General features: G+C 74.7%; 21 protein-coding genes. 12 read left to right on the forward strand and 9 right to left on the reverse strand.

Annotation, left to right across the window (positions count from 1 at the left end; translation table 11 throughout):
- From ACWDEN_RS26255 to ACWDEN_RS26265, 3 genes are all read left to right on the forward strand, one after another.
- A complete protein-coding gene (locus tag ACWDEN_RS26255; RefSeq protein WP_351617842.1) occupies nucleotides 1-690 on the forward strand; it encodes an HAD family hydrolase in 690 nt (229 codons plus the stop codon).
- 14 nt (nucleotides 691-704) lie between these two features.
- Nucleotides 705-878 carry a DUF2630 family protein gene (locus ACWDEN_RS26260; protein ID WP_450860275.1) on the forward strand — a complete coding sequence of 58 codons (174 nt, stop codon included), beginning with the start codon at nucleotides 705-707 and terminating at the stop codon, nucleotides 876-878.
- A 115-nt stretch (nucleotides 879-993) separates the two neighbouring features.
- A complete protein-coding gene (locus ACWDEN_RS26265; protein ID WP_351617839.1) occupies nucleotides 994-1,662 on the forward strand; it encodes a TetR/AcrR family transcriptional regulator in 669 nt (222 codons plus the stop codon).
- 35 nt (nucleotides 1,663-1,697) lie between these two features.
- On the opposite strand, the gene ACWDEN_RS26270 is transcribed toward ACWDEN_RS26265, so the two are convergent.
- The gene (locus ACWDEN_RS26270; RefSeq protein ID WP_450860276.1) at nucleotides 1,698-2,354 is read right to left on the reverse strand and encodes a DUF6214 family protein; all 657 of its coding nucleotides are present in this window, start codon (nucleotides 2,352-2,354) and stop codon (nucleotides 1,698-1,700) included.
- Between the two features lie 195 nt (nucleotides 2,355-2,549).
- Between ACWDEN_RS26270 and ACWDEN_RS26275 the strand changes: the two genes are divergently transcribed.
- Together ACWDEN_RS26275 and ACWDEN_RS26280 are read left to right on the forward strand one after the other, a co-directional pair.
- Nucleotides 2,550-3,884 (forward strand): FAD-dependent oxidoreductase, encoded by a 1,335-nt coding sequence (locus ACWDEN_RS26275; protein ID WP_351617836.1) that lies wholly within the window; start codon nucleotides 2,550-2,552, stop codon nucleotides 3,882-3,884.
- A 169-nt stretch (nucleotides 3,885-4,053) separates the two neighbouring features.
- Complete coding sequence (locus ACWDEN_RS26280) at nucleotides 4,054-5,445, forward strand: nucleobase:cation symporter-2 family protein (protein WP_450860249.1); 1,392 nt, start codon at nucleotides 4,054-4,056, stop codon at nucleotides 5,443-5,445.
- On the opposite strand, the gene ACWDEN_RS26285 is transcribed toward ACWDEN_RS26280, so the two are convergent.
- The gene (locus tag ACWDEN_RS26285) at nucleotides 5,362-5,718 is read right to left on the reverse strand and encodes an ArsR/SmtB family transcription factor (protein ID WP_351617830.1); all 357 of its coding nucleotides are present in this window, start codon (nucleotides 5,716-5,718) and stop codon (nucleotides 5,362-5,364) included. The genes ACWDEN_RS26280 and ACWDEN_RS26285 overlap by 84 nt on opposite strands.
- Nucleotides 5,719-5,850: 132 nt before the next feature.
- Between ACWDEN_RS26285 and ACWDEN_RS26290 the strand changes: the two genes are divergently transcribed.
- On the forward strand, nucleotides 5,851-6,930 hold the full coding sequence (locus ACWDEN_RS26290) for an NADH:flavin oxidoreductase/NADH oxidase (RefSeq protein WP_450860250.1): 1,080 nt from the start codon (nucleotides 5,851-5,853) through the stop codon (nucleotides 6,928-6,930).
- Nucleotides 6,931-7,403: 473 nt separating this feature from the next.
- Here ACWDEN_RS26290 and ACWDEN_RS26295 read toward each other — a convergent pair whose 3' ends face one another.
- From ACWDEN_RS26295 to ACWDEN_RS26310, 4 genes are all read right to left on the reverse strand, one after another.
- The gene (locus ACWDEN_RS26295) at nucleotides 7,404-11,726 is read right to left on the reverse strand and encodes an HAD-IC family P-type ATPase (protein WP_450860251.1); all 4,323 of its coding nucleotides are present in this window, start codon (nucleotides 11,724-11,726) and stop codon (nucleotides 7,404-7,406) included.
- An 8-nt stretch (nucleotides 11,727-11,734) separates the two neighbouring features.
- Nucleotides 11,735-12,562: a hypothetical protein gene (locus tag ACWDEN_RS26300; RefSeq protein WP_450860252.1), complete on the reverse strand. Its 828-nt coding sequence runs from the start codon at nucleotides 12,560-12,562 to the stop codon at nucleotides 11,735-11,737.
- A 585-nt stretch (nucleotides 12,563-13,147) separates the two neighbouring features.
- A complete protein-coding gene (locus tag ACWDEN_RS26305) occupies nucleotides 13,148-13,558 on the reverse strand; it encodes a DUF6221 family protein (protein ID WP_450860253.1) in 411 nt (136 codons plus the stop codon).
- Nucleotides 13,555-14,313 carry a PaaX family transcriptional regulator C-terminal domain-containing protein gene (locus ACWDEN_RS26310; RefSeq protein WP_450860254.1) on the reverse strand — a complete coding sequence of 253 codons (759 nt, stop codon included), beginning with the start codon at nucleotides 14,311-14,313 and terminating at the stop codon, nucleotides 13,555-13,557. The genes ACWDEN_RS26305 and ACWDEN_RS26310 overlap by 4 nt, the downstream gene beginning before the upstream one ends.
- A 71-nt stretch (nucleotides 14,314-14,384) precedes the next feature.
- On the opposite strand from ACWDEN_RS26310, the gene ACWDEN_RS26315 reads away from it, so the two are divergent.
- The gene (locus ACWDEN_RS26315) at nucleotides 14,385-16,094 is read left to right on the forward strand and encodes a DNA alkylation response protein (RefSeq protein ID WP_450860255.1); all 1,710 of its coding nucleotides are present in this window, start codon (nucleotides 14,385-14,387) and stop codon (nucleotides 16,092-16,094) included.
- A gap of 167 nt (nucleotides 16,095-16,261) precedes the next feature.
- On the forward strand, nucleotides 16,262-18,247 hold the full coding sequence (locus ACWDEN_RS26320) for a HEAT repeat domain-containing protein (protein ID WP_450860256.1): 1,986 nt from the start codon (nucleotides 16,262-16,264) through the stop codon (nucleotides 18,245-18,247).
- A 179-nt stretch (nucleotides 18,248-18,426) separates the two neighbouring features.
- Here the strand turns inward: ACWDEN_RS26320 and ACWDEN_RS26325 are convergent, their stop codons facing one another.
- The gene (locus ACWDEN_RS26325) at nucleotides 18,427-19,017 is read right to left on the reverse strand and encodes an Rv1733c family protein (protein WP_351620152.1); all 591 of its coding nucleotides are present in this window, start codon (nucleotides 19,015-19,017) and stop codon (nucleotides 18,427-18,429) included.
- A 288-nt stretch (nucleotides 19,018-19,305) separates the two neighbouring features.
- On the opposite strand from ACWDEN_RS26325, the gene ACWDEN_RS26330 reads away from it, so the two are divergent.
- The 4 genes from ACWDEN_RS26330 to ACWDEN_RS26345 all read left to right on the forward strand — a co-directional run bounded on the left by ACWDEN_RS26330 (nucleotide 19,306) and on the right by ACWDEN_RS26345 (nucleotide 23,233).
- Complete coding sequence (locus ACWDEN_RS26330; RefSeq protein WP_450860277.1) at nucleotides 19,306-20,394, forward strand: WD40/YVTN/BNR-like repeat-containing protein; 1,089 nt, start codon at nucleotides 19,306-19,308, stop codon at nucleotides 20,392-20,394.
- Nucleotides 20,395-20,482: 88 nt separating this feature from the next.
- A complete protein-coding gene (locus ACWDEN_RS26335) occupies nucleotides 20,483-21,160 on the forward strand; it encodes a uracil-DNA glycosylase (protein WP_351620155.1) in 678 nt (225 codons plus the stop codon).
- 59 nt (nucleotides 21,161-21,219) lie between these two features.
- Nucleotides 21,220-22,131, forward strand: coding sequence for an N-acetylglucosamine kinase (locus ACWDEN_RS26340; RefSeq protein WP_450860278.1), 912 nt, complete (start codon nucleotides 21,220-21,222; stop codon nucleotides 22,129-22,131).
- A gap of 175 nt (nucleotides 22,132-22,306) precedes the next feature.
- Nucleotides 22,307-23,233: a sirohydrochlorin chelatase gene (locus tag ACWDEN_RS26345; RefSeq protein WP_450860257.1), complete on the forward strand. Its 927-nt coding sequence runs from the start codon at nucleotides 22,307-22,309 to the stop codon at nucleotides 23,231-23,233.
- Nucleotides 23,234-23,340: 107 nt separating this feature from the next.
- On the opposite strand, the gene ACWDEN_RS26350 is transcribed toward ACWDEN_RS26345, so the two are convergent.
- Nucleotides 23,341-24,378 carry a lactonase family protein gene (locus ACWDEN_RS26350; protein ID WP_351620164.1) on the reverse strand — a complete coding sequence of 346 codons (1,038 nt, stop codon included), beginning with the start codon at nucleotides 24,376-24,378 and terminating at the stop codon, nucleotides 23,341-23,343.
- Nucleotides 24,379-24,636: 258 nt separating this feature from the next.
- Nucleotides 24,637-26,127, reverse strand: a complete 1,491-nt coding sequence (locus tag ACWDEN_RS26355; RefSeq protein WP_450860258.1) for an FUSC family protein — start codon at nucleotides 26,125-26,127, stop codon at nucleotides 24,637-24,639.
- Nucleotides 26,128-26,173 lie beyond the last annotated feature (46 nt).

Raw genomic sequence — 26,173 nt, forward strand, 5'->3', positions numbered from 1 at the left:
ATGACTGCAGTGCTGTTCGACTTCTCCGGAACGCTGTTCCGCGTCGAGTCCACCGAGTCCTGGCTGCGGGCGGTGCTGGCCGAGACGGGGCACACCCTGCCCGAACCCGAACTGAAGGCGGCCGCACGGGCCTTGGAGGCGGCCGGCGCGCTGCCGGGCGGCGCGAACCCGGTGGAGCTGCCCGCGGACCTGGCCGGGGTCTGGGCGGTGCGGGACGAGAGCGCGGAGCGGCACCGGGCCGTCTACACGGGCCTGTCCCGGCTGGTGCCCTTGCCCCACCCCGGGCTGCACGACGCGCTGTACGAACGGCACAAGACCCCGGCCGCCTGGGCCCCGTATCCCGACGCCCCCGAGGTGCTGCGCACGCTCCACGAGCGCGGGATCGGCGTGGGCGTGGTCAGCAACATCGGCTGGGATCTGCGCCCGGTGTTCCGCGAGCACGGGCTCGACCGGTATGTGGACGCGTACGTCCTGTCGTACGAGCACGGCGTGCAGAAGCCGGACCCGCGGCTGTTCTCGGTCGCCTGTGCGGCGCTGGGCGCCGATCCGCAGCAGGTGGTGATGGTGGGTGACAGCAAGGAGGCCGACGGCGGTGCGGCCGCGCTCGGCTGCCGGGTGCACTTCGTCGACCACCTGCCGGTCACGGACCGGCCCGACGCGTTGCTGCCCGTACTGGACCTGGTGGGCTGAGACCCGACGCTCTGCTGCCCGCGCTCGACCGGTGCTGGGACCTGTTGCGGCAGCGTCGCGCCAAGGCCGAGTGGGCTACCGGGGCTGACCGCCGCGCGGAGTCCGACCTGCGACAGCAATGCGAGGTACGGAGCGGGCGCGACCGAGCACGGCGCCGGAAAGGGCTCGCTACCGCGCCGTCCGCCTGAGACGATCCCCCGCGTCGCCCCAGACGGACGGCAGCCCTGGACAGGGCCCGCGCATGGCGGTGCCCACTGCGATGAGTATAGTTGGCTGGCAGCCAGTCAACGCAGGAGTTTCAGGATGTCCCCGCGCAGCGCCTCGGTCAATGAAGAGTTGCGGCGGCGTTCCCGGGAGCGGTTGCTGCAGGCCGCCGTGGAACTGGTCGACGAGCACGGCTTCGAGGCCACCACGCTGGGCGACATCGCGGACCGCGCCGGTTCGGCGCGCGGACTGGTGTCGTACTACTTCCCCGGCAAGCGCCAGCTGGTGCAGTCCGCCGTGCACCGGCTGATGCACCGCACGCTGGAAGAGGCGCTGGAGCGGGAACCGCACACCGAGGACGGCCGGGAGCGCCTCGCCCGGACCATCGACGCGATCCTGGGGCTGGCCCGCGACCGGCCGGTGCTGATGCGGCAGCACATGGCGGGGCTGCTGCAGGCGGAGGGCTTCGTGCAGTGCCCGGAGCAGCGCCGGCTGTCGGAACTGCTCAGCGACACCGTCGCCCGGTACGGCTCGCAGGACGTCGCCGCCGACTACCCGATGCTGCGGGCCCTGTTGATGGGCGCGGTGTACGCGGCGCTGGTGCCGGGGGTGCCGATGCCCGTTCCCACGCTGCGGGCGGAACTGTTCAAGCGGTACGGCCTGGACTGGGAGTCCGGGGTGCCGCCGGAGAGCGACAAGTGCAAGGAGGCGCGGGAGCGGGACCTGTCCCGGTTCTTCGCGACGGAGGAGCGTCCGAGCAGTCCCTGAGGGACGCGCGGGGCCGCTTGGGACGGCAACTCGCCTCAGGTGCGGCGGGCGTGACGAGGGGGCAGGAACCCGGCGTCGCGCGCCTGCGCGATCAGCCTCAGGGAGCGGCGGCGGCTGTATCCGGTCGCGCTCATCACGGCGAGCACCGGGTCACACCCCTGCTGCTGCGCGGCACGGTACTCCTGCGCGACCCGCCGACGCCCCTCGATGCCGCGCGGCCAGACCGGCCGTGCCCGCCGCGGACCCGCACAGGGCGCGGTCACCTCCGCACTGACCTTGTCACCGACCTCACTGCCCTCGCCACCGGCCTTGTCGTCACCGGCCTTCTCCTCGCCGGTCTTCTCCGCGCAGACCTCCTCCTCACCGGCCTTCTCCTCGCCGGACTCCTCGTCGCCGGCCCCCTCACCGGCTTCCGGTTCATGCCGCTCCGCCAGGTGCTCGTCGCCGTCGGTCCCGTACGGCCGCTCCACCCCGCAGGACTCGAACAGCGGCCCCTCGATCCAGCCCGCGAGCACCGTCAGGTCGGGGAGGGACAGGGCCGGCTGGGCGCTGACGTCCTCGATGGACACGCATCCCTCGCGCACGACGGCCAGGGCGTCGACGCGTGCGCCGTCCGGGAAGGCCAGCCGCACATGGAACCAGGACGTGGTGTCGCAGTGCTCCCGCACCTCCCACGCGGGCCACACGGACACCGCGCCGTCCTCCGCGTTCCGGTCGGAGAGGTGAAGAAAGGATGCTTCTGGCACACACGCAACGTAACCTCATGATCACATTCCATACGAACGGACACGCTTCGTAGTCACCCCGCCGGCCCCTGCCGTCACGGGACCGTCGGTGCCATGCTGGAGCCGTCCGCACACCACCTCCTTCGGCCGAGGAGTACCGCTGTGCTGCGTGTCGCCGTCGTCGGTTCGGGACCGAGCGGGTGTTACACCGCTCAGAGCCTGGTTCAGCAGGATGCCGGGGTGTCCGTGGACGTCCTGGACCGGCTGCCGTGCCCGTACGGCCTGGTCCGCTACGGCGTCGCCCCGGACCACGAGAAGATCAAGTCCCTGCAGGGCAGCCTGCGGACGGTGCTGGAGCACGAGCGGGTGCGGTTCCTCGGCGGGGTCCGGGTGGGCGGCCCCGGCGGGCTGCCCGTCGAGCGGCTGCGGGAGCTGTACCACGCGGTGGTGTACTGCGTGGGCGCCGCCACGGACCGCCGGCTCGGGATTCCGGGCGAGGAGTTGCCGGGCAGCTGGTCGGCGACCGACTTCGTGGCCTGGTACAGCGCGCATCCGGACGCGGCCGACGCGGGCTTTCTGCGCGGAGTGCGGTCGGCCGTGGTCATCGGCGTGGGCAACGTGGCGGTGGACGTCACACGGATGCTGGTCCGGGGTGCCGCGGAGCTGCGCCCGACGGACATGCCGCAGGCGGCGCTGGACACGCTGACGGCGAGCGGGATCACCGAGGTGCACATGGTGGGCCGGCGCGGCCCCTCGCAGGCCCGCTTCACCACCAAGGAGCTGCGCGAGCTGGGCGCGCTGCCCGGCACCGAAGTCACCGTCGACCCCGCCGACCTGGCGCTGGATGCGGCCGACCCCGCCGCCCTGCCCGCCGTACAGCGTCGCAATCTGGAGGTGCTGCGCGGCTGGGCCGCCCGTTCCTCTGCCGATGCCGCCCGGCGTATCGGCCTGCGGTTCTTCCTGCGCCCCGTGGAATTCCTCGCGGAGGCCGGCCGGGTGGGTGGCGTGCGCCTCGAGCGGACCGCGCCGGACGGGCGGGGCGGGGTGACGGGCACGGGCCGGTTCGTGGACGTCCCGGCCCAGTTGGTGCTGCGCTCGGTGGGCTATCGCGGGGTGCCGCTGGACGGGCTGCCGTTCGACGCGCCGAGCGGCACGGTGCCGAACACGGCGGGGCGTGTCGTGCGCGAGGGTGTCCCCTCCCCCGGCGAGTACGTCGCCGGGTGGATCAAGCGCGGTCCGACGGGTGTGATCGGCACCAACCGGCCCTGTGCCAAGGAGACAGCGGCCTCCTTGCTCGCGGACGCTCCGGCGCTGCTGGGCCGGCAGGTGCCCGAGGATCCGGTGCCCGCGCTGCGGGCGGCCGGGATCGAACCGGTGCCGTGGGCGGGGTGGCTGGCGATCGAACGGGCCGAGGCCGAGCTGGGCGCGCGGCTCGGACGGGGTGTGGTCAAGCTGGCCGACTGGGACGCACTGCTCGGGGCGGCCCGGTCGGCATAGGCCGCCAGGGATTCCGGTGCCCGGGGATTCCGGTGGCCAGGGATTCCGTATCGGCCGGGCGGGCACGACACATGGCGGCAACAGACCGGAAATCAACAAACTGTTCAAGAGGCTTACGGTCTCGTCCTGTTCGGATGCCACTCCCCGCTCGCGCACCGTTGGAGTCCCCATGGCCACCACCGCAGCCGTCCACCCCGTCGACGAGATACCACCGGCACGGCAGCTGGCGGCCTTCGGGCTGCAGCACGTGCTCGCGATGTACGCGGGTGCCGTCGCCGTGCCGCTGATCGTGGGCGGCGCCATGAAGCTGCCGCCCGCCGACCTGGCGTATCTGATCACCGCCGACCTGCTGGTGTGCGGGATCGCCACGCTGATCCAGTGCGTCGGCTTCTGGCGGTTCGGCGTCCGGCTGCCGATCATGCAGGGCTGTACGTTCGCGGCGGTGTCGCCGATGGTGCTCATCGGGACGACCGGTGGCGGGCTGCCCGCGATCTACGGCTCGGTGATCGTGGCAGGTCTGGCGATCATGCTGCTCGCGCCGGTCTTCGGCAGGCTGCTGCGTTTCTTCCCGCCGCTGGTGACCGGCACGGTGATCCTGATCATTGGGGTCTCGCTGCTGCCGGTCGCGGGCAACTGGGCGGCGGGCGGTGCCGGTGCGAAGGGCTTCGGGGAGCCGAAGAACCTGGCGCTGGCGGCCTTCGTGCTGGCGGTGGTGCTGGCCGTACAGAGGTTCGCGCCCGCCGCCCTCGGCCGGATCGCCGTTCTGATCGGCATCGCGGTGGGTCTGGCGGTCGCGGTGCCGTTCGGGTTCACCGACTTCAGCGGGGTCTCCGGCGCCGAGTGGGTGGGCATCAGCACGCCGTTCCACTTCGGGGCGCCGCAGTTCAAGGCCTCCGCGATCATGTCCATGCTGGTGGTCGCCCTGGTGACGATGACCGAGACGACCGGTGACCTGATCGCCGTGGGAGAGCTGACCGGGCGGAAGACCGAGCCGCGCTCGCTCGCCGACGGGCTGCGCGCGGACGGCCTGTCGACGGTGCTGGGCGGGGTGTTCAACACCTTCCCGTACACGGCGTACGCGCAGAACGTGGGCCTGGTCGGGATGACCCGGGTGCGCAGCCGCTGGGTGGTGGCGGCGGCCGGCGGGATCCTGGTGGTGCTCGGTCTGCTGCCGAAGCTGGGCGCGGTGGTCGCGGCGGTCCCGGCGCCGGTGCTGGGCGGCGCCGGGCTGGTCATGTTCGGCACGGTCGCGGCGAGCGGGCTGCGGACGCTGGCGGGGGTCGACTTCAAGGGCAACCACAATCTGACCGTGGTGGCCGTGCCGGTGGCGATCGGCATGCTGCCGGTGGGTGTGCCGACGGTCTACGAGAAGTTCCCGGACTGGTTCCAGACGGTGATGAACAGCGGGATCAGCGCGGGCTGTCTGTCCGCGATCGTGCTCAACCTGCTCTTCAACCACCTTCCGGGGAGGGCGGGTTCAGGCTCCGTCGCCGAGGCGGACGGACTGCCGGTCCGCGGCGGCGAGGAGACTGTCCAGCAGTCCGGGGAAGAGACCGTCTAGGTCGTCCCGGCGCAGCCCGTTCATCTTGGCCGTGCCCCGGTAGACCTGCCGGATGACCCCGCTCTCGCGCAGCACCCGGAAGTGGTGCGTGGTGGTGGACTTGGTCACCGGCAGTTCGAACTGCGAGCAGGTCAACTCCGCTTCCCGGGCGGCGAGTTCGCGTACGATCTGCAGCCGCATCGGGTCGGAGAGCGCGTGCAGCACCGCCTCCAGGCGGATCTCCTCCCGCTCCGGGTGCGGCAGCGCACGGCCGGCGGTGGCGGTCTCGGTCACGGCGGCTGCCCTTCGTCACGGAACTCCTCGGCTGCGACTCATTGTACGAGAGGCGTCGTAGTTTGACACATCTCGTAGTACGAGGATTATCGTATGAGCCGCCCCATGGTCCCGTGACGAACGGAGTCTGACGTGAGCGCGCTCTTCGAGAGCATCACCCTGCGTGGAGTGACCATCCCGAACCGGGTGTGGATGCCGCCGATGTGCCAGTACTCGGCCGAGCCGGAGGGCCCGCTCGCGGGCGCCCCGCACGACTGGCACTTCGCGCACTACGCGGCGCGTGCCACGGGCGGCACCGGCCTGATCATCGTGGAGGCCACCGCGGTCTCACCGGAGGGCCGGATCTCCCCCTACGACCTCGGCCTGTGGAACGACACGCAGGTGGAGGCCTTCCGCCGGATCACCCGCTTCCTCTCCGCCCAGGGCGCGGTGCCGGGGATCCAGCTGGCACACAGCGGCCGCAAGGCGTCCACCGACCGGCCCTGGAAGGGCGGCGCTCCGCTCGGACCTGAGGCGCAGGGCTGGCAGCCGGTCGCCCCGAGCGCGGTGCCCTTCGACGAGCACCACCCCGTGCCGACCGAGCTGACGGTGGATCAGATACGGGACATCGTCGGCCGGTTCGCCGCGGCGGCCCGCCGGGCGCTCGCCGCCGGCTTCGAGATCGCCGAGATCCACGGCGCCCACGGCTACCTGATCAACGAGTTCCTGTCCCCGCACTCCAACCACCGCACCGATGCCTACGGCGGCTCCTACGAGAACCGCACCCGGTTCGCCCTCGAGGTCGTGGACGCCGTACGGGAGGTGTGGCCCGAGGACAAGCCGGTGTTCTTCCGCATCTCGGCCACCGACTGGCTCCAGGACGGCGGCTGGACCACGGAGGACACCGTCCGCTTCGCCCGCGACCTGCACGCGCACGGCGTCGACCTGCTCGACGTCTCCACCGGCGGCAACGCCTCCGGCGTGACCATTCCGACCGGACCCGGCTACCAGGTGCCGTTCGCCGCCCGGGTGAAGTCCGAGAGCCCGCTGCGCGTCGCCGCCGTGGGCCTGGTCACCGAGGCCGAGCAGGCCGAGAAGATCGTCACGAACGGTGAGGCCGACGCCGTCCTGCTGGGCCGCGAGCTGCTGCGCAACCCGTCCTGGGCCCGACACGCGGCCCGCGAGCTGGGCGGCGAGCTCCGGGTACCGGACCCGTACCACCGCTCGGTCTGACCGCGACCACCGGCCGCCCTGACCGCGGCCCTCCGCGACCACCGGCCGCCCGGCCGCGACCCTCCGCGACCACCGGCCGATCCGATCACGGCCACCCGCCCACCGACCAGTTTGAGCCCGGGCGCCGGCAACCACCGGCCGATCCAGCACGTCCATCCGCGACCGCGGGCCGGTCCGATCACGTCCACCCGCCCACCGACCGGTCCGAGCCCGGGCGCCGGCAACCACCGGCCGATGCAGCGCGCCCGCCGACCACGACCGGCCGGTCTGAGCGGCGCCACCCACCACCACGGCCGGTCCGCACGGCGCCCACCACCGGTCGATCCGGCGCAGGCACCAGCCACCACCGGCCGGTCCAGCGCGCCGACCGCCACCACCGGCCGGTCCGACCACCACCACCGACCAGTCCAGCGCGCCGATCCAACTCCCGCCGCCCCCACCCACCGGCCAACGCGAGCGCGGGTGTCCGGCGGTCAGACGGGGAGCAGTCGGCCGATCGTCTCCTCCAGGCGGGGCAGTACCCGCTGCCCGGCGAGGGCCAGGGCGATCGCCGCCAGGACACCGGTCCAGGCGACCGGGCCGAGCGGGGTGCACCCGACGGCGTGGCTGACGCCCGGGATCTGCACGGCCGCGACCAGCGCCACGGCGGAACCCAGGCAGGTGATCTGCACCAGGCGGCTCTCGCGCCGGTCCAGCCACGTCTGCACGAGCTGTGTGCCGACCACCCCGCACAGCGCCATCGTGCTGCAGCGGCGCGTGGTCCCCGGTGTGAAGCGGCCGATCAGCCAGGCCGTCACCGCGCCCAGGGTGGTGGTGAGTGCCCGGTGCCGGATCTGCCGCAGCAGGGGCGCGCCCAGGACGGCGGAGGCGTCCTCCGGCGAGCCGCCGCGGGCCCGTACGGTGCCGGGCTCGTCGTCGCCGTCGGCCGCTGTCGGCGCGTCCTCCCGCTCGGTCACCGCCACCGCCATCGAGGGGAACAGGTCGGTGAAGAGGTTCACCATGAGCATCTGCCGGGTGGACAGCGGCGCCCGGCCGGACAGCAGCGTGCCGAGAATGCCGAAACCGACCTCGCCCGCGTTGCCGCCGATCAGGATGGCGATGGCGTCGGCCACGCTGTGCCACAGGGCTCGGCCCTCGCCGACCGCGTCGATCAGGATCGTCAGATCGTCGTCGGTGAGGACGATGTCGGCGGCGTTGCGCGCGGCGGCCGAACCCCGCGCGCTGATCCCGACGCCGATGTCGGCGGCGCGGATGGCCGCGGCGTCGTTGGCACCGTCGCCGACCATGCCGACGACCCGGCCCGCGTCCCGCAGCGCCTCCACGACCTGGAGCTTCTGCTCGGGCGCCACCCGCGCCACCACGCCCGCGTCCCGCAGCATCCGGGCCCTGGCCGCCCGGTCCGCCGCCGCCAGCTCGTCGCCGGTGACCACGACGGTGTCCTCGGGCCAGCCCAGCTCGGCCGCGATGGCCCGCGCGGTCTGCGGATGGTCCCCGGTGAGCATGACCGGTCGTACGCCCGCCTCGAGCAGCCCCGCCACGAGCGCCGTGGAGGTCTCGCGCGGTACGTCGGACAGGGCGAGCAGCCCGGTGAACTCCAGCCCCTGAAGCGGCTGTTCGACGACGTCGGCCTCCTGCTCGTCCGCTCCCAGCCGCCGTTCGGCCACGGCCAGCACCCTGAGGCCGTCCCCCGCCAGCGCCTGGGCCGCGTGGGAGGCGTGCTCGGACAGCCCGGCGCAGGCGGGCAGCACGGTCTCCGGGGCGCCCTTGACCACCAGCACCACCGGGCCGTCCCCGCTGCGGCCGACGGCGGCGGCGTATCCGCGGGCCGCCTCGAAGGGCAGGTCCGCCAGCTGTGTCCACTCCGGGTCGGGACCGGCCGCCGCCAGTACGGCCTCGTCGGTGGCGTGCACCGGCTGCTCGGCATCGCCGTCGACGCGCGGGCAGGCGCGGGCGGCGGCCCGCACGGTGTCCGCGGAGCCGGCGTCGTCGACCGGGCGCACCGTGCCGTCGGCGTCGGAGGTGCGCACCAGGCGCAGCCGGTTCTCGGTGAGCGTGCCGGTCTTGTCGAAGCAGAAGGTGTCCATGCGGCCCAGCGCCTCCAGGGTGCGCGGGGTGCGGACGAGGACTCCGCCGCGGCTCAGCCGCCGTGCGGCCGCCAGCTGCGCGACGGTGGCCACCAGCGGCAGCCCCTCCGGTACGGCCGCCACGGCCACCGCCACCCCGCCGCTGACCGCCTCCCGGACGGCGGTGCCGCGCACCAGCGCCAGACTCGTGACCGCGGCGCCGCCCGCCAGGGTCAGCGGCAGTGCCTTGCGGGTGAGTTCCTGCAGCCGGGCCTGTACGCCGCCGGCCGGGGGCGTACGCGCGGCCAGGTGGACTGCGCGGGCGGCCTCCGTGTGCTCACCGATGTCGACCACCAGGGCTCGGGCCTGGCCCGCCACCACGGTCGTACCCTCGAAGACCATGCAGCGCCGGTCGGCGACCGGGGCGTGCGGGGTCGGGTCCGTCTGTTTCTCCACCGGCAGGGACTCGCCGGTCAGGGCCGACTCGTCGACCTCCAGACCGTCCTGCCACAGCAGCCGGGCGTCGGCGGGCACCACGTCGTCGCCCTTCAGCTGGATCACATCGCCCGGATGCAGCTTGCCCGCCTCCACGGTGCGCGTGCCGCCGGCCGGTGCCTCGGTCTCCGGTGGGACGAGGCGGGCCTTCTGCTGCTGGTCAGCGAGCAGTCCGGACAGCGCCCGTTCGGCGCGCAGCCGCTGGATGCCGCCGACCAGGGCGTTCAGGTCCAGGGCGCCGACGACGAGCAGGGCGTCCACGACCGAGCCGAGGATCGCCGAGGCCGCCGAGCCGACCGCGAGGACGGGGGTGAGCGGGTCGTGGAGTTCGCCGCGTACGGCCCGCCCGAGCCGGTAGGACCAGCGCACGGGCGCGGCGGCCGGGTGCCCGGTGACACCGGCGGCGGCCTTGCGTGCGCGGGCGGTCAGCGCCTCGAACGCGCCGCCCTCGGCGGGCGGTTCGTGCTCCAGCCGGTCCTTGGCCTGCTCGGGGTCCAGCTCGTGCCAGTGCACGCGCGCGTGCGGGTGCGGGGGCCTGGCCGCAGCGACTCTGAGCGCGGCCCGGCCCCCGGAGAACAGGGCCGACACGGCGGCCGCGTCGACGGGGGCGTGCCTAAGCCCCGGCAGCGCGGCGAGGCGTCCGCGGCCGCCGCCCGACTCGCCGACGGCCACGAGCAGCCCGGACAGCGCGGCGCCGGAACGAGCCAGGGTCTGGGCATGCCCCCCGACCGTGCGGGCGGCCGGAATCGCGGTGAGCACCCGCCATACGTCGGGCAGCCCGTGCAGGGCGAGGAGGTCCGCGCCCCAGACCACTGCGCCGTCGCGGTCGGTGAGGGCGACCGCGATGTCGGCGCAGCGCAGCCCCGCCAGCACGTCACGCTCGTCGGCCGTGCGGACCCGGGCGACGGCGAGCACCGCGCCGGCGTCGCCGCGCGCCTGGTACACCACGTCGTCCAGCGGCCGGCGCGCGTCGACGACCCGGTCGGCGAGGCCGGTGAAGTCCTCCAGGGCGGGGTCGTCCACGAGCACCACGCGCAGGCGGGCGCGGCGGGCCGCGTCCAGCACCGGTTCGGCCCACGGGTCGGCCTCGCCCTCGTCGGTGCGCAGTGCGCTGGAGTGCAGGACGACCGTGCCGGCCATCTCCAGCCGGCGCAGCCGGTCGGGGTCGCGGACCAGGACCCCGGTGCGCGCGAGCGCGGCGCTCAGCAGCGCGTGGAAGGCGGCGGGGCCGTAGCGGGCGGCCTTCGGCGAGCCGGCGAGGACGGCCTCCGCCGCCTCGGTGATGTCGTGCTTGACCAGCAGGGTGGCCGCGGCGCCCAGCACGCTGCCCGCGGAGGCGTGCTCGGCGTACTCCTGGGCCGGGGACTCCCGCAGGGGCGGGCGGGGAGCGCCGTCCGCCGGGAGGCTGACCCGCCCGGGCGCGCACAACTGGTCGTGCACCGCGTCGAAGGCGGCGGAACGGGCCACGGTCTCGGCGACCTGGCAGGCCCGCAGGGCGCCGTCGAGGACGAGGGAGGTGGGGGTCTGTCCGGCTCCGTGGACCGTGGCGTTCGCGCAGGCCAGCAGGAGGTCCATGCCGGTGTCCCCGAGCCGGGCGCGCAGCAGGGCGCGGAAGCGCGGGTTCTCCCGCAGCAGCGTGACCACCGCGGTGGCCAGGCGCGGCGCCGGCGGCAGCCGGAGCGCGTACGCGGTGACCGCGCCGGCGATGCCCACCGTGTCGGCGGCGAGCGTGGCCGCGGCCGCGCGCACCCCGGCCGGGTCGGCCGGATGCGTGGTCTCCTCCACGTCCCCGGCGGCCAGGAGCAGTCCGTGCCCCTCGGCCAGTTCGGCGGCGTGGTCCATGATCTGGTCGGTGGCCTCCTCCTCGGTCGCGGTCACCACCAGACGCGCGATTCCCTGGTCCCAGTACGCGACGAGCACGTCGGGCCGCTCGGCCAGGGCCTCGGCCACCCGGCGCGCCAGATGGGCGGTGCCGCCCGCGCGCCGCACCTGCTCGTGCTCCACCGGCCGCAGGGCGAGGTGGGTGCGGGCGCCGGCCCGCCAGTGGTCGCCGGTGCCGGGCAGCGCGTTGCGCGCGACCCGCGCCACCCGTACGGCGGCGTCCGCGCCGCGCACTCCGGCGCGCGCCGTCCCCGCGGCTGCGCCGGCGGCCGCTCCGACCGCCGGCGCGAGCAGCCGTGGTGCGGCGGGCAGCAGCCGTGCGGCCGCCGAGGGCACCGTCAGCAGTCGGAGCGCCATGGCCCTCCTCAGAGTGTGGTGCGGTCGGGCCGCGCCGTGGGTCCGAGCGGCCCGGTGGACGGCTTGCCCACCGCGTCCTCGGCGCTGCCGGAGGTCCGCGTGGTCCCGGATGTCCCGGCGCCGCCGGACGACCCCGTGGTGCCGGACGCACGGCTGGTCCGGGATGCCTGGGCGCCGCCGCCCGTCCCGGCACGGCCGGTCTTCCCGGCGGTGCTCGGTGTCCGGCCGGTCCGGGATGCGGTGGCGCTTCCGGGCGTGGCGGTGCCGCGGGCCGTCCGGCTGCTTCCGTGTGCCCCGGTGGTGCTGCCGGACGTGCGGCCGCTTCCGTGCGTCCCTGTGCCGCCGGCGGTCCGGGTCTCTCCGGAAGCCTCGGCCGCCCCGGCAGCCTCGACCCCGGCCTCGGCGGCCCCGGCGTCCCAGGCCCCGCCGGAAGGCCCGGTATCCGCGGCGGCCTCCGCCCGACCCCTGCCGCCGGCGCCCCGGGACCGCCCGCCGTGGCCGGACCGCAGGGCCGCGGTGCCGAGGTCATGGGCGGGCTCGGGACCCTGCCCGGCCCCGTTCCCGCCGTCCGCCGGATGCTTGGGCCGGGGTTGGGTGAGCCAGGCCACGGCCGCGCCGGTGAGGGCCACCGGCCACTCCACCACGCCCGCCGCGCCGAGCACTCCGGCCCCCGCGTACACCGCGATGCGCCGCCCGCGGGGCGAGACCGCGCCGACCTTGTCCAGGGTTCCCTCGGCGGCCCTGCTCACCATCCCGGCGCCGGGCACCCTGCGCAGTACCGAGGCGGCGCCGCGCAGGGGCGCCGTGAGGGCCGACGACGACTTCTGCTCAGCCATGACTCTCCTCGGGTGAGATCGTCTTGCGTGCTCCACCGAGTGCCCGCTACCGCGCTGGTCATCCCCGTTTCTCCCCCGGGGGTGCCCATTTCCCAGGGAACGCCTCGCACCGCGCCCGCGCCACCCGCACCGCGTGAACACCTCGCCCCCGACGCCTCGGCGACCGCCGCGGAACAAGCCCCCGGGCACGGCCTGGACGAGGACGTGGTGGCCCTCGGGGTTCAGGTGCGGCCGGTCCTCGGCCTGGAGGGCGGGCGGCAGCCGGGCCGGTGCCGAGGGGTCGCGTACCGCACGGCCGCAGTCGATCACCGCGTCGGAGTGGCCGGGGCTGTGGATCCGGGCGATCACCCGCGGCCGGGAGCCCTCCCGCTCCCCCGCCGGGTCGTCGTACAGCGCGTTGCCGCCGAAAGGCGTGCGGGTCGCGCCGGGGTGGTGCCGGTGTCGTCGACGCCCTCGAAGAGGATGGTGGAGATGCCGCGCAGGAAGGTCCGCCTGTGCGACGCCTGTGCCCGCCGCAACGCGGTGGGGCGGGGTCGCCCCCGGACGCCGTCGGAGCCGAGGTCGCTCGAACGCCGGACCACCGGACTAAGGGCGCCAGGAGTCGTTGTATCCGGGATGGCCGGCGTACGGCACGGCGAGCAGGCGCAGCGTGGTGCAGGGCGAACGAGGAGGACGGCCCTGGTGGCAGGTGCGGCACGTGCCGTCGTCCATCATGCGGTGCTCGTCCAACAGAGCCTGCTTCGCCTCGAGTTCGCGCAGCACCCGGGCCGGATCGTGCCGGGCCACATGGGTGAGCAGCTGCACGGGATCGTCGGCGCCGAACTGCACCATGGGTGTGTGCGTGGTCCTGCCGTCCCAGGACGTGAGCACCTGCTCGATCTCGTCGGCCATGACACCCCAGACCGCGCCGGGTGCACCGGCGATGGCGTCCCGGGCCACCCGTTCCTCCTCCTGGAACCGGGTGCGCAGGAACCGTTCGAGAGCCACGGCCGTCATGCGGCACGCTCCCTTCGCCCCACCGAGGCGGCCAGCTCCCGCTGATAGCCCGCATAGGCGGCGCGCAGGGCCTCCCCGGGCCAGTCGGCGGGGAGGAGTCCGGGGGGCAGGACGGGGTCGGTGAGCAGGTGGCGTACGGCCGCGGCGTACGCGGCGAGGCGGTCCGCCGGGGTCCGGGCGGCCGCGGTGCGAGCGAGCAGTGTCCGCGCGGTGGCCGCCCAGGCGTCCACCGGCCAGAGCCGGGCGACCAGCTCGGGCGCGGGCTCGTCGGGCCGCGCGGCGTACGTCCGGGCGACGGAGCCCAGCATGTCCGGCAGAGCGCGGTCGAGGTTGGCCGGGCGCAGCCATACGCCCTCGCGGAGTTCCGCGAGGCGCAGGGCGGCCAACCGGGCGCGCAGATCGGCGCGTTCGGCGGGACCGCGGCCGCTCGCCGTGATCACCACCATCTCCCAGTCGCCGTCCCACGCGCGCGTGCCCGGGCGGAGCGCCTCGTCCTGGCGCCGCTGGCGTGCCAGCAGCCGGTCGCTGAGCCGGTAGACGGCGTCGGTGCGGCGCAGGTCCCCCGCGGCCACCATCCGGCTCAGCGCGGCCCGCAGCGTGGAGCCGCCGACACCGAAGGGCTCCACCAGCCGGACCAGGTCCTTCACCGGCAGCTCCGCCGGGTGCGCGCCGAGGAGCAGGCTCAGCACGACCGACCGCGCGGACAGCGGCCGCAGGCCTGCCTCCTCCGGCTCGGACGAGACGTTCATGGGCATGGACACGTACTCTACGTGCCCCCTCTTATTGCAGTATTGCTACGATCGCAGCGAGAGTGCAACATGCTGCTATGGTCTCGATTCCCGCCCCGTCTCAGTCGCAGGCGCAGTCACCGGCACAGTCGGCGTCGCCGTCCCAGCCCCAGCCTCGGTACGCCACGCACGAGGTCACCAACCAGGCCCCGCCCCTGGCCCCGTACGACACCTCCGACGATCCGGTCCTGCTGGAGGGGCTGCGCCGGGAGGGCGCCGGGTGGGCCGAGGACGGCATCCGGCGCCTGGGGGTGCGCGCCGGCAGCGCCGAGGCACAGGAGTGGGGTGAGCTGGCGAACCGGCACGAGCCGGTGCTGCGCACCCACGACCGCTACGGCCACCGGGTCGACGAGGTGGAGTTCCATCCCAGCTGGCACCACCTGATGCGGACGGCGGTCGCCGAGGGCCTGGCCGGCGCCCCGTGGGCGGACGAGCGGCCCGGCGCGCATGTGGCCCGTACCGCGGGCGGGCTGGTGTGGGGGCACACGGAGGCCGGGCACGGCTGCCCGACGTCGATGACGTACGCCGCCGTGCCCGCGCTGCGCGCACAGCCGGATCTGGCCAAGGTCTACGAACCGCTGCTCACCAGCCGGGAGTACGACCCGGAGCTGCGCGTGCCGACCGAGAAGCCGGGTCTGCTCGCGGGGATGGGCATGACCGAAAAGCAGGGCGGGTCGGACGTCCGGACGAACACCACCGTGGCCACGCCGACCGGGGAGCCCGGTGTGTACACGCTGCGCGGGCACAAGTGGTTCACGTCGGCGCCGATGTGCGACGTCTTCCTGGTCCTGGCACAGGCCCCGGGCGGTCTTTCGTGCTTCCTTGTGCCGCGGGTGCTGCCGGACGGCAGCCGCAACACCTTCCGCATCCAGCGGCTGAAGGACAAGCTGGGCAACCGTTCCAACGCCTCCTCCGAGCCGGAGTTCGACCGGACGGTGGCCTGGCTGGTCGGGCCGGAGGGGCGAGGGGTGAAGACCATCATCGAGATGGTCAACTGCACCCGGCTGGACTGCGTGATGTCCTCGGCGACGCTGATGCGCAAGACGCTGGTCGAGGCGGGGCATCACGCCCGGCACCGCGGCGCGTTCGGCGCCCGGCTGATCGAGCAGCCGCTGATGCGCAACGTCCTGGCCGACCTGGCGCTGGAGTCGGAGGCGGCGACGACGCTCACACTGCGGCTGGCCGGCGCGGCCGACCGCGCGGTGCGCGGGGACGCCGGGGAACGGGCCTTCCGGCGGATCGCCACCGCCGTCGGCAAGTACTGGGTCACCAAGCGGGGCCCGGCGTTCACCGCCGAGGCCCTGGAGTGCCTGGGCGGCAACGGCTATGTCGAGGATTCGGGCATGCCCCGGCACTACCGGGAGGCTCCACTGCTGTCGATCTGGGAGGGCTCGGGCAACGTCAACGCGCTCGACGTACTGCGCGCCTTCGGCCGCGAACCGGACACCGCCGAGGCCCTGTTCGCCGAACTCGCCCTCGCGCGCGGGGCGGACGCCCGCCTGGACACGGCGGTGGCCGCGCTCAAGGACCAGTTGGCCGAAACGGACCAGGTGGGCGCCCGCCGGCTGGTCGAGCGGATGGCGCTCGCGCTGCAGGCCTCCCTGCTGGTGCGGCATGCCCCGCACCCGGTCGCGGACGCCTTCTGCGCGAGCCGGCTGGGCGGCGACTGGGGGCACGCCTTCGGCACGCTGCCCTCCGGGACCGACCTCGGCACGATCCTGGAGCGGGCCCTGCCCGGCCTGAACTGATCCCCTCCCCCGGGCGGCGGCGCTCCACTCGGCGGGCGGGCGCGGGCGGTTCGCACCCTGGCCGGTGACAGCCGACGGATCGCACACAGTCAGCGCCCCGCTCCGGACCGTTGTCAGTGCCGTGGTGCACACTCGCGATCAGGTGGCACTCGCCCGGGGAGGACAACGTGTTCACGGGGATCGACGAGGTCGACTGGGCCTCGCTGCGGCACGCGTACGGCAGCGCGGAGGACGTGCCCGGCTGGTTACGGGCGCTGGCGTCGGCGGACACCGCCGAGCGGGCGACCGCGCTCGACGGGATGTACGCCGCGCTGCACCACCAGGGGTGCGTGTACGACTCGACGCTGGCCTGCGTTCCGTTCCTGCTCTCGCTCGCGGCCCGCGAGGAGGTGCGGGACCGGTGCGGCATCGTGGAACTGCTGGTCGGTATCGGCGCGGAGAGCGCGGACGGGGACCCACGCGCGCGGGAGGCCGTGTGCGCGGGCGCCGAGGTGTTCGTCCGGCTCGTCGAAGACCCGGACCCGGCGGTGCGCCGGGCGGCCGCCTCTGCCCTCGTGCACTTCCTGGCCGCCCCGGCCCGGGTCCTGGACCTGTTACGACAGCGGCTGCGGGCCGAGCGGGAGGAACGGGTCCTGCTCGCCCTCCCGGAGGCGCTCGCCCTGTTCGTCCGCCGGCACCCCGCGCACGCCGACGCCGCGGTGGACCTCCTGGCCGAGCAGAGCGCGCCGCCGTACGCGCCGGGGCTGCGGCTCGCCGCGCTCGGTCAGCTGGCGCTCGTCGCGCCCGCCCGGCTGCCCGCCGGCCTGGTCCCGACGGCGGTCCGGCTGCTGCGGGAGCGCTCCGCGCACCGCGCCCGCGTCCCCGAGCCCTGCGCCGCCGGCTCCCTCGTCGGACGCATATGGCGGCTGCGCCCGTCGGACGAGGAGGGCTCCCGGCTGCTGCGCACCCTGCACACCGCGCTCGGTGACCGCGTGGACGACCGGATCGCGCTGCTCGGCGGGCAGTTGACCGGTGCGGACCCGGTGGACCGGCGCCATGGCGTGTGGATGGCGGCGACGCTGCTGCGCGGCTGGCGCGGCGAGCACAGCGGCACGGTCCGGCTGCTCGGCGCCCAACTGGCGGCGGATCAGGACTGGTTGCGGGACGCGGCGGCCGCCGTGCTGGCGGAGCTGTACGCGCTGGCCGCGCCCGCCGCCGGCGACCTGCACACCCTGGTGTGCGCCCGGCCCGACCTGTGGACGCACCGCGTGGAGCGCGGCTCCTGCGCGCTGGGCGATCCGCTCAAGGCGCTGGCCAGGACCGGCGATCCGCGGGCGGTCCCCGCCCTGGCCCACCTGCTGGCCGGCCCGGCCGCCCCGGTGGACCTGGGGTTCGCACTGGCCCACCTGGGCGCCGCCGCGGCCCCGCTCGCCCCCGCGGTGCGGCACCGGCTCGGGCGGATTCCGCAGGCCTCCCCCGCCGCCGCCCGGCTCGCCGCCCCGCTGCTGGCGGCGGTCGGCGCCATCGGGGACGAGGAGGCCGTTCCGGAGCTGCTGCGGCTGCTGTCGGGCACCCCCGGCGGACCGGGGGCGCGGGACGACGCGGTCGCGGGCCAGGTCATCGCAGCGCTGGAGGTGCTGGGCGCCACCGCGCGGGCGATACCGGCCCTCCGCGCGCTCCTGGGCACCCGGCATGCCGCCGCGGCGGCCGGTGCGCTCTGGTCGGCGCAGCAGGACGCCTCCGCCGTACTCCCCGTGCTGCTGCGGGAGTTGACCCAGGGTGATCCGGCGAGCCGGCGCCTGGCCGCCGTTCAGCTCGGCCGACTGGGCCCGGCCGCGCGTGCCGCGCTGCCCGCGCTGCGCCGCATGGCCCGGTCGCGGTCCGTGCCGGACCGGGTGCCGGCCGCGTGCGCGCTGTGGCGCATCGACGCGGATCCGGAGCCGGTCCTGCCGGTGTTCCAGGAGGCCTGGGAAAAGGCCCCGCACACCCGTCGTCCGATCGCCCGGTGCCTGACCGCCATGGGTCCGTCCGCAGCGCCGCTACGGCATCTGGCAGAAGCGGAACTGTCCGCTCCGTGCCGCCACCTGACCCATGGGGCCGGAGGCGGCGGGCAGGGCATACCGGAGGACGAGGCACTGCTGAGCGCGTGCCGGGAGGTGCTGACGAGGTGCTAGCGGATTGAGGGCAGGCACTCTCCCGATCGCACGGGTACGGAATCATCGCACGGGTCCGGAACCGGAGCCGTCCGGCTCGAAGACGGCGACGCTCCAACGCACGTGGTTCCACCACGGGTTGCGGCGGAACTCGGCCATGTTGGCCTCGTCGGCGGCGTCGGCGAGCGATCCAGCCGTGGTCAGACCATCCGGCCCCACTGCGGTCCGAGCCGTGCCCACTCCGTGTCCCAGGCGCGCATGCGGCGGCGTTCCAGACGGCCGCGCAGGGCGAGGCCGCCGACGAAGGGGACGGCCGCCGCGCTCACGCCCACCAGGCAGCCGATCAGGGTGCCCCGGAAGGCGCCCTCGGCGACGGAGGCGGGGCGGCCGACGAGCCGGCCCTGCGGGTCGGTCCAGACCGTGACCGGCGTGCCCGACTTGCTGCCGGGCGGCACCCGGACCTGGCCGGTGTGCGCGGAGCCGTCGGCCATGGTCCAGCCCACCTTGGCCCAGACGCGTTCACCGGCGGAGGCATGGCGGTGCATGGGGGAGGTTCCGGGGGCCCGTCCCCTCACATGGGCGACGACGGGACGCCAGGCCGCCCGCTCTCTGGCGAGTCCGTGCTCCACCGACCCGGTCGCCACGAGGCCGGCCGAGATCCCCGCCAGGACGGTCAGCAGCCAGGCGCCGAGCAGCACCCAGGCCTCCACCACGTCGGCCCGGCGTTTGAGCGGGTTGCGCCGCCAGCGCCACAGCCACACCTTCGGACCACGGAACGCCTTCAAAGGCATCCTCCTCACGAGCGCACCGACCGGCCGGACCGCCCTCCCATACGCGGGAGATCGCTCCGATGCTCACGACGAGCCGTCTCCCCGACGGTCGCACGAGACGCCTCTCGCGCGCAGGCGCATGCCGCAACGGGCCCGGGCGGATCTTCGTCACAGGCCGACGACACCGCCGTGACCTGCGTAAACGTGCACCCCGGGGGTCACTGTCAGTGGTGGGGTGCAGACTGGCCGATAACTGACGACTACGTGTCTCACGACTACCTGGACGAAGGCGTCCCGGAGGTGATCGGCATGACCGAGGTACTGCTGGCGGTGGGCACCCGCAAAGGCCTTTTCATCGGGCGGCGCAGGGGCGGCGGCGCCTGGGAGTTCGACGACAGTCCGTATTTCAACGCGCAGGCGGTCTACTCGGTCGCGATCGACACCCGCGGGGACCGGCCGCGACTGCTGGCGGGCGGCGACAGCGCCCACTGGGGCCCGTCGGTCTTCCACTCCGAGGACCTCGGCCGCACCTGGACCGAACCGCCGCAGCCGGCCGTCAAGTTCCCCCAGGACACCGGCGCCTCCCTGGAGCGCGTCTGGCAGCTGCACCCGGCCGCCGCGGAGCCCGGCGTGGTGTACGCGGGCACGGAACCGGCGGCGCTGTACCGCTCGGAGGACCGCGGCGAGAGCTTCGAACTGGTCCGGCCGCTGTGGGAGCATCCGACGCGCTCGCGGTGGGTGCCGGGCGGCGGCGGTGAGGGCCTGCACACCGTGGTCACCGACGCCCGCGACCCCCGCGCGGTGACCGTCGCCGTCTCCACGGCCGGGGTGTTCCGCTCCACCGACGGCGGTGCGAGCTGGGCGCCGTCCAACTCCGGGGTGTCCGCGGTGTTCCTGCCGGATCCGAACCCGGAGTTCGGCCAGTGCGTGCACAAGATCGCCAAGGATGCGGGCGACCCGGACCGGCTGTATCTGCAGAACCACTGGGGTGTGTACAGAAGCGACGACGCGGGCGCGCACTGGACCGACATCGGCGCGGACCTGCCGTCCACCTTCGGCTTCGCGGTGGCCACCCATCCGCGCCGGGCCGACACGGCGTACCTGTTCCCGATCAACGCGGACGCGGACCGGGTCCCCGCCGAGCACCGCTGCCGGGTCTTCCGCACCACGGACGCGGGCCGGACCTGGGAGCCGCTGGCCAAGGGTCTGCCGGAGGAGGACCACTACGGCACGGTGCTGCGGGACGCCCTGTGCACCGACGACGCCGACCCGGCGGGTGTCTACTTCGGCAACCGCAACGGCGAGGTGTTCGCCTCGGCCGACGACGGCGACAGCTGGCAGCAGCTGGCGTCGCATCTGCCGGACGTACTGTGCGTGCGGGCGGCGCTGATCGGCTGACACGGGCCGATCCGGCCGCAGGGGCGTCTCCGTCGGGCTTCGGCCATCGGTTGATCAGCGGGCCGCGTCCGGCAGTAGGGTGACGCCCGTGGCACCACGACCCTTGCATGAAATCGTCGAACCGGGCTGGGCGAAGGCCCTCGAACCCGTCGCGGAACGGATCGCCGCGATGGGCGACTTCCTCCGCGCGGAGATCGCCGCGGGACGCACCTACCTCCCGGCCGGACCCCATGTCCTGCGGGCCTTCCAGCAGCCCTTCGACGACGTACGGGTCCTGATCGTCGGTCAGGACCCGTATCCGACCCCCGGGCACGCGGTGGGCCTGTCGTTCTCGGTCGCGCCCGAGGTACGCCCGCTGCCGCCCAGCCTGATCAACATCTTCCGCGAGCTCAACACCGACCTGGGGCTGCCCCAGCCGTCCACCGGCGACCTCACTCCCTGGACCGAGCAGGGCGTGCTGCTGCTCAACAGGGCGCTGACCACGGCTCCGCGCAGCCCGGGCGCCCACCGCGGCAAGGGCTGGGAGGAGGTCACCGAGCAGGCGATCCGGTCTCTGGCGGCGCGCGGCAAGCCGCTGGTGTCCGTCCTGTGGGGCCGGGACGCCCGCAATCTGCGTCCGCTTCTGGGCAGTCTGCCGGCGGTGGAGTCCGCGCATCCCTCACCGATGTCGGCCGACCGTGGCTTCTTCGGCTCGCGCCCGTTCAGCCGGGCCAACGACCTGCTGATCCAGCAGGGCGGACAGCCGGTGGACTGGCGACTGCCGTGACCGTCCCCGGTTTTCTGGCGGTGGACTCCGGAGGCTCCGGTCTCCGGGTCGCCGTCGGCATGCCGGGCCGGGCGCCCGCCGCCCAGCGGGAGTCGCGGGAGCCGGTCCGCACCGGTGAGCGGGGCATCGATCCCGCCCATCTGATGGCCCAACTCGTCCCGCTGGCCCGCGCGTCCGCAGCGGAGGCCGGAGTGGAGGGGCTGGACACGGCTGTCGTAGGCGCCGCAGGGTTCGCCACCCTGGGCGACGCCCTGCGTGCCGAACTGCCGGGCGCCCTGGCCCGCGAGCTGGGCGTGAGGCGGGTGGCGCTCGCCGCCGACGCCGTCACCGCCTACGTCGGTGCCCTCGGCCCACGTCCGGGCGCGGTGCTCGCCGCCGGTACCGGGCTGATCGCGGTCGGCACCGAGCTCAAGGCCTGGCGCCGGGCCGACGGCTGGGGTCATCTGCTCGGCGACTGCGGCAGCGGCGCCTGGATCGGGCGGGCCGGCCTCGAGGCGGCGCTGCGCGCCCACGACGGCCGGGACGGCGGCTCCGCACCGCTGCTGGCCTGCGCGGAGGAGCAGTTCGGGCCGGTGCGCGGACTGCCGGGGCAGCTCTACCCGCGCTCCGACCGGCCGGCCGTACTGGCCTCGTTCGCCCCCCGGGTGGCCGCGTGCGCCGCCCACGACCCGGTCGCCGCGGGCATCCTGCGCGCCGCGGCCCGGCACATGGCCGAGTCCGTCGCGGCCGTGTGCCCGGCGGACGGGGAGCCTCGAGTGGCGCTCACCGGCGGCCTGTTCCGGCTGGGCGAGCCCCTGCTCACACCCCTGCGGGAGGAGTTGGCGAGCAGGCTGCCGCACGCCCGGCAGGTACCGGCCGAGGGCGATCCCCTGCATGGCTCGGTACGGATCGCGGGCGACCTCGCGGCCGGCCGGCTCACCCTGCCGGGTGAACCGACCATGCTCCACGTGGTCCCCGCGCCGGGTGACTGAGGTGCCGCAAAAGCGGATTGTTCCTCCTTGTGGTCACTTTGTCAGCCCATGTTCCCGGCACGTGCCCGCAACACATGTCAACGGCTCGTAACTCATCAGACAAAACCGGACGGATACCGCTCACCTGCACCCTCCCCGAACGGAGTAACCCAGGAAGCCAGTAACATGCGGCGCCATGAGCACCCCCACTGGGCCCGAGTCCGGCCTGCCAGTACGAATGCCGCGACCCCGCCAGCCCGGACGGCACCGCCGACCGGAACCGCTGGTGGCTCCCGAGGGTGCGCCCGCGCTCGCCCTCGCGGTGCCCGGTGCGCCCAGCGCCGCCACGCGCGCCCTCGCCGAGGAGGTCGTGAGCATCGCCCGCTCCGAGCTGCCCGGCCTGGACGCCCGGATCGGATACCTGGACGGGGACGATGGCGAGTTCCCCACGCTCCGGTCCGTGCTGGTGCGCGCGGCCGAGGAGCGCACGGCCCGTTACGAGCAGGCCGTCGCCGCCGGGGTCGAAGGGGTCAAGGAGCCCGACGGCCCGGTCGCCGTCGTCGTCCCGCTGCTGGCCGGTCCGGACAGCTCCCTGCTGCGGCAGATCCGCCAGTCCGTGATGGACAGCCGGGTCGCCGCCGATCTGACCGACGTGCTCGGCCCGCACCCGCTGCTCGCCGAGGCGCTGCACGTGCGGCTGTCCGAGGCGGGGCTGGCCCGCGCCGACCGGGCGCGCCTGTTCACCGTGGCCACCGCCGCCGACGGCATCATCCTGGCGTCCGTGGGCGGCGAGGAGGCCGTGCAGGCGGCCGGGATCACCGGCATGCTGCTCGCCGCGCGCCTCGCCGTGCCGGTGATGGCGGCGGCCCTGGACCAGGAGGGCTCGATCTCCTCCGTCGCCGAGCAGCTGCGTTCCTCGGGCTCGCAGCAGCTGGCCCTGGCGCCGTACCTGATCGGCCCGGAGATCGACCCGGCGCTGTTGGCGGCGGCCGCCGAGGAGGCGGGCTGCGCCACGGCCGAGGCGCTGGGCGCGTACCCGGCGATCGGCAAGCTCGCCCTCGCCAAGTACACGACGACACTGGGCATCGCCCCGCCGCAGCCGCAGGGCATGCCGGTCCGCTGAGCCAGGCCGACCCCCTCGGCACCCGTACGTCACAGGGCCCGCTCCCCCACCCGGGAGCGGGCCCTTCGCCTTGCCTGACGCCCTGTTCTCGCGGGCCGTTCAGCCGCTCAGCCGAAGACGACGCAGGAGGCCGCGGCGACCCGCACGCAGCCCTCGTAGCGGGGCAGCCCCGTCGCCTCGTCCACGGCGAACCACGTCACGTCGCCGGAGCGCTCGTTGGCCGCGTAGAGGAAGCCGTCGTGCTCGGCGAGTGCGCGCGGCCATTGCCCGCCGCAGGGCACCGTGCCGATCAGCCGGAGCGCATCGCCTTCGACGGCGAGGATCGACAGGACGTCCTCGCCACGGGTCGCGGTCCACACGAAACGGCCGTCCGGCGAGACCACGATCCCGGACGGATAGGCGTCGCCGGCCGGGGCGCCGGGCAGCACGGGGACCTCGGCCAGCGGTTTGAGGGAACCGGCCTCGGCGTCCCAGCGGCACACGGTCACCGTGGGGGTGAGTTCGTTGACGACGTAGGCGTGCGCGCCGTCCGGATGGAAGGCCAGATGGCGCGGGCCGGAGCCGGGACGCAGGGCGAACTCGCGGTGCAGGGCGGGAACGCCGTCCTCGAGGGTGCAGATCCGCACCGAGTCCGTGCCGAGGTCGACGCTGACGGCCCATCTGCCGCTCGGGTCGGGCTGCACCTGGTGGGCGTGCGGACCGCGCTGGCGCCGGTCGTGCGGGCCGGAGCCGGTGTGCTGGAGCCGCCCCGAGGGCTTGACGGCGAGAGAGCCGTCCGGACGTACGGGCACGGCGGTGACGCTGCCGCAGCCGTAGTTGGCGGTCAGCACGTGCCCGGCGTACAGGCCGAGGTGGGTCGGTCCGCTGCCGTCGACCCGCACGGGCGGCCCGGCGAGTTCCGGCCGGTCGCCTTCGACGCGGTAGGCGGCGACGGTCCCCTCGGCCGTCTCGCTGACGGTGTACAGCGTGGCCCCGTCCGGCGACAGGAGCAGGTAGGAGGGGTCGGGTAAGTCGTTCACCGCGGTGCCGAGCAGGAGGCGGCCGCCCTCAGGCGCGACCTCGGCGGTCACGAGTCCGGGACCGCCCGCTGCCGTGAACGAGCCGATGAAGGCCCGGCGCCTGCCGGGCCTGCCGTCCTGTGCCACCGCTGTCCCCTCTCGGTCGACTCCGTCCGGGGCCGACGGTAGCAGCCGATCACGGCCGGTCTAGACCAAGGGGCGGGGCTTGTCGGCGGTTCTTTTGAAACGGGGCCGTGTCATCGCCGTTGCCGTGCGGTCCGCCTGATGGGCCACGGGGCCGTGATCACCGAGCGGCTCTGTGCCGTCGCCGCCCGGCCCGGTATCTGCCTCGGGCCCGTGTCCATACCTTGAGTGCCCGCCCGTGCCACCACAACCGTGCCCGGCTCAGGCCCCCACCAGTCGCGACCCCGTCGGGGCTCGCAGGGGTTCGGCCAGGTCGGCGAGGGCGCGTTCCAGGCCGTGCAGGTGGGCCAGGGCGGGCTCGGCGGGCGGTTCGGCGGCGCTGCGGACGGGCTCCCACCGGCCCTCGGTGAGCGCCTCGACGGCCGACTCCACCCGCCAGCAGGCCGCGGCAAGGCGGGCGTCGTGCGAGGCCTCGGGATCGGCGGCGACGGCGACCAGGCCACGCACCTCGCGCGCGCAGTCGTCGAGGAGCGCGAGGACCCGGCGGGCGCGCCGCTTGCGGGCCGGCATCGGGTTCAGCGGGTGCACCAGCGGGGCCACGGCGAGCCGGACCCGGCCGAGCAGCTGCTCCAGTTCGGCGACGCGGGGCGCCGGGTCCGCCGTGGCGGACCCGGCGAGCCGGGCGGCCGCCTCTGCCGTACAGGCGTGGACGCAGCGCAGGGCGCGCTGGATCCAGGCGTCCGTGATGGCGTGGGTGGTGACCGGCAGGAGGAACAGCACGGCGAGCGCGGCGCCGAGCGCACCCACACCGGTCTCGGCGAGGCGCAGCGCGAGCAGGCCGGGGCTCAGGACGCCGAGCAGGCCGTAGAGCAGTTCGGCGAGCAGGGTCACGCAGAGCATCATCCAGGTGTAGGACACGGCGGCCGTGTAGAAGATGCCGAAGACGGCGACGGCGAGCAGGACGGCCGTCGGGACCGGCGCGCCGCCCACGGGGACGGCGACGAGGAAGCCCAGGCAGATGCCGATCACCGTGCCGAGGACCCGGCGAAAGCCGCGTACCAGGGTCTCGCCGCGCGAGGCGGTGTTGACGAAGATCCACCAGGTGGCGCCGACGGCCCAGTACCAGCGCTGCCCGGAGACCAGCTGGCCGACGAGCAGCGCGAATCCCGCGCCGGCGGTCGCCTGGACGGCCTGCCGCGTGGTGACCCGGGCCAGGCCGCGCCCGGCGGGCGGGGAAGGTACGGCGGCGGGGGGCAGCCAGCGCTCGTAGCACCACACGCCGAAGCGGACCGCGGCCGCGCTGAGCACCGACAGCAGGACGGCGGCGTACAGCTCGGGCAGCTGCGCCGGGGTGGCGTGCAGGAACTGGGCCACGAAGAAGGTCATGAAGGCGAACACGCCGAGGCTGTGCCCGCGCGGACCCCAGCGGCGCGCGTACACGCCGGCGCCGACGACGGCCAGGAAGACGAGGTCGCGCGCGACGGGCACGGCGTGCAGCTCGGCCGCGGCGGCGAGCACCGGCACCCCCACGGCGGGCAGCAGTGCGGTGGTGACGGCCTGTCCGCGCACGGTCGGGTCGGCGACGGTGAACAGGGCGAGGAGGGCCGCGAGGCCGCCGGTGACCGCGCCGATGACGGACTGACCGGCGAGGAAGCAGACGACGACCGCGAGGCCGATGCCGAGGACGGCACGCGCGGCGAAGCGCAACCGCGCCCGCCCCGGGTCCGGAGCCACGAACATCCTCTTCAGCACTGCTGCCCTCCCCTGTAAACCGGACGGAACACCGGCACAGAAAAGG

Source organism: Streptomyces sp. NPDC001153 (genome assembly GCF_053598315.1).